At 66.7% G+C, this 2,658-nt stretch carries 3 protein-coding genes (1 of these 3 cut by a window edge); 2 read left to right on the forward strand and 1 reads right to left on the reverse strand.

What is annotated here, in order from left to right; all coding sequences use genetic code 11:
- Window positions 1-625 carry part of the coding region annotated (locus B3446_RS06060) for an N-acetylmuramoyl-L-alanine amidase (RefSeq protein ID WP_291378438.1) on the forward strand (this coding region is incomplete at its 5' end). Its footprint begins 137 nt before the window's first position, so 625 of the 762 annotated nt are shown.
- 97 nt (window positions 626-722) lie between these two features.
- On the opposite strand, the gene B3446_RS06065 is transcribed toward B3446_RS06060, so the two are convergent.
- A complete protein-coding gene (locus B3446_RS06065; RefSeq protein ID WP_175123266.1) occupies window positions 723-1,361 on the reverse strand; it encodes a VTT domain-containing protein in 639 nt (212 codons plus the stop codon).
- 99 nt (window positions 1,362-1,460) lie between these two features.
- On the opposite strand from B3446_RS06065, the gene mutL reads away from it, so the two are divergent.
- Window positions 1,461-2,658: DNA mismatch repair endonuclease MutL (mutL, locus tag B3446_RS06070; protein ID WP_291378441.1), on the forward strand; the 1,198-nt coding region annotated here is incomplete at its 3' end.

The raw sequence follows: 2,658 nt of genomic DNA on the forward strand, positions 1-2,658 counted from the left end.
GGTCCTGCGCATCGCGCGGCGCCTGAAGGCGCTGATCGACAGCCAGCCCTACATGCGCGCCTACCTGACGCGCGACGACGATTACTTCGTGCCCCTGCACGTGCGCGTGCAGAAGGCGCGCCGCGTGCATGCGGACCTGTTCATCTCGATCCACGCGGACGCCTGGGTCAAGCCCTCGGCCAACGGCTCGTCGGTATTTGCGCTATCCCAGCGCGGCGCCACCAGCGCGCAGGCACGTTGGATGGCCGACAAGGAAAACGCGGCCGACCTGATCGGCGGCGTCAACCTGGGCAGCCACGACCGCCAGGTCGCGAAAGTGCTGCTGGACCTGTCCACCACGGCCCAGATCAACGACTCGCTCAAGGTTGGCAACGCCTTCCTGGACGAGATCAAAAAGATCAACCGCCTGCACAAGAACAGCGTCGAGCAGGCCGGCTTTGCCGTGCTGAAGGCGCCGGACATCCCGTCGGTGCTGGTCGAAACCGCCTTCATCAGCAATCCGCAAGAAGAAGCGCTGCTGCGCAGCTCCTCGCACCAGGACAAGCTGGCGCAGGCCATGATGACCGGCATCCAGCGCTACTTCACGGCCAATCCGCCGCTGGCCCGTTTGGGCGACCTGAGCTAGGCGGGATTCGGCTCCGCGCTCGGCCCCCTTCCCGGGTCCACGAAAAAAGGCTATGCACCTTCCGGCGCATAGCCTTTTTGTTTGCGCAGCGCGGTCGCTATTGCGTGCGGCGCGCGCGCACCAGCTTGAGGACTCCCGCCCCCACTACTGGCACCACCGCCGCCGCCAGGCCCACCAGCACGATGGTGTTCAGGTGATCGCGGATGATCGGGATGTTGCCAAAGAAGTAACCCGCCGCCACCAGGCTGATCACCCACAACAGCGCGCCCATGATGTTGAACAGCTGGAAGCGCGCCATCGACATCTCGGCGACGCCCGCCACGAAGGGCGCAAAGGTGCGCACCACCGGAATGAAGCGCGACATCACGATCGTCTTGCCGCCGTGCTTTTCGTAGAACGCGTGCGTGCGCATCAGCGCCCCGCGGTCCAGAAAGCGCAGGTTCATCGAGAACACCCGCGGCCCGATGTAACGGCCGATGGCGTAGTTCAGCGAATTGCCGGTCACGGCGGCGACGATGAGCAGCACCGACATCAAAACGGGGTCGATATGCCCGGTCGCGCCGAAGGCCCCCGCGATGAACAGCAGCGAGTCGCCCGGCAGGAAGGGCAGCACGACCAGCCCCGTCTCCGCAAAGACGATGAGAAACAGCACGAGGTACACCCACACGCCATACTGCTCGACCCAAAGGCCAAGCGTCTGGTCGATGTGAAGCACCATATTGAAAAACTCAAGCATTGAAGCGGCCCTGATATCCGAGTGGAATTTGTCAGCGACTATAGCCGACCGGGGCATGACGCTAAAATCGTCCGCACTGCTACATAAGATCTGGGCCTCATGACCGAACGTCGTTCCATCCTTGCGCTTCCCGACCTGCTGATCAGCCAGATCGCCGCTGGCGAGGTCATCGAGCGCCCCGCGTCCGTGCTCAAGGAAATCCTTGAAAACGCCATCGACGCGGGCGGGCGCGCCATCGAGGTCCGCCTCGAAGGCGGCGGCATCCGGCGCATCGCCGTCACGGACGATGGCGGCGGCATTCCGCCCGACGAGTTGCCGCTGGCGCTGGCCCGTCACGCCACCAGCAAGATCCGCTCGCTGAACGAACTGGAATCGGTCGCTTCCATGGGGTTTCGCGGCGAAGCGCTGGCGTCCATTGCGTCGGTGGCCCAGGTGTCCATCATTTCCCGCACCCGCGACGGCGACCACCCCTGGCAGATCGACGCGGGCAGCATGCAGGTTGGCCCCGCTTCCGGCCCGCCCGGCACCACGGTCGACGTGCGCCAGCTGTTCGACGCCGTGCCGGCCCGCCGCAAGTTCCTGCGTTCCGAAGCCACCGAGTTCGGCCATTGCGTCGACGCCATGGAACGCATCGCGCTGGCGCATCCGCAAATCGCCTTCCGCCTGTTCCACCACGACCGCGCGCAGCGCCAATGGCTGCCGGCCGACCCGCCGCAGCGCATCCGCGACGTGCTGGGCGCCGAATTCGCCGAGCACGGCCTGCTGCTGTCGCATTCGGTCGGCACGGTCAGTCTGGCCGGCATGATTACCCGGCCGACCGCCGCCCGCGCCCGCGCCGACCGCCAATACCTCTACGTGAACGGCCGCTACGTGCGGGACCGCACCGTCAGCCACGCGCTGCGCTCGGCCTATGCCGACGTGTTGCACGGCGACCGCCAGCCCGCGTACGTGCTGTTCCTGGACATCGACCCCGCCGCCGTGGACGTGAACGTCCACCCGGCCAAGCACGAGGTCCGATTCCGCGACAGCGGCGCCGTACACCGCTTTGTCTCGCATGCGGTCGGCCAGACGCTGGCCCAGATGGGCGGCTCGTCAGCCGTTGCGCCGGCGGGGCACGCCGAAGACGCCGAATTTGAAACCGTGGCGCGCTCGGCGGGCGACGCGGCCCCGTCCGACTCCGCCGCACCGGCTGACCGGCCTGCGACGCCGTCCACGACGGAATCTCCGCGCCCGGGCTACGGCGGTGTGAATGGCAGCAATGGCGGGTTGAATGGCGCCGCGGCTGGCGGCTCGAATG

Origin of the sequence: Achromobacter sp. UBA5777, from assembly GCF_002418565.1 — a bacterium.
GTDB lineage: Bacteria > Pseudomonadota > Gammaproteobacteria > Burkholderiales > Burkholderiaceae_B > Achromobacter > Achromobacter animicus.

Excerpts from the sequence above, each read along its gene's own strand:
- B3446_RS06065 (WP_175123266.1), bottom strand. The coding sequence starts at position 1,361 with ATGCTTGAGTTTTTCAATATGGTGCTTCACATCGACCAGACGCTTGGC.